The 449-nt window shown below is 61.7% G+C and carries 1 protein-coding gene; it reads right to left on the reverse strand.

Annotated features, from left to right (window positions below):
- Positions 1–285 (reverse strand): hypothetical protein (locus DSOL_RS28600; RefSeq protein WP_207649700.1); only part of this gene is annotated, 285 nt, incomplete at its 3' end.
- Between the last annotated feature and the right edge of the window lie 164 nt (positions 286–449).

Raw genomic sequence — 449 nt, forward strand, 5'->3', positions numbered from 1 at the left:
GTGGGATAAAATCTGCTGCGTGACCACCATCGGCAAGGTCGACGAGTAGCCCGAAACCGCAACGCCGGGGGTCGCACCGTCCGCCCGGTCGGCCCCGGCTGCTATTTGGCCCGCGCCGGCCCCCCCCTCTCCCGACGCGGACCATGCGCCGCTCCGTCTCTCCACGGGGCGGCGTTCTTTTTTACATTTTTGAATGAATACCCCCTGCGCCCCTTTGTATTCCTTGCCAGAAAATTGAAAACTGATTATCTCTTTCATTGCGAGAGACACAAAAGGAGGCGTCATGAACACCTTCCTGCATGACGAGTACAAAGGGCTATCGGATCGACCTGACCCCGCGTGGCGATTACTGCGCGTCGTTTGCCGCCGACATCAGCGACCGTTCGGGACGGCTCGTGTCCCACCTGGGCGTTGCCGGCAACACCGAAGACCGCGCCGTGGCCCGCAGC

The sequence above is a fragment of the Desulfosporosinus metallidurans genome (genome assembly GCF_001936615.1).
Taxonomy (GTDB): domain Bacteria; phylum Bacillota; class Desulfitobacteriia; order Desulfitobacteriales; family Desulfitobacteriaceae; genus Desulfosporosinus; species Desulfosporosinus metallidurans.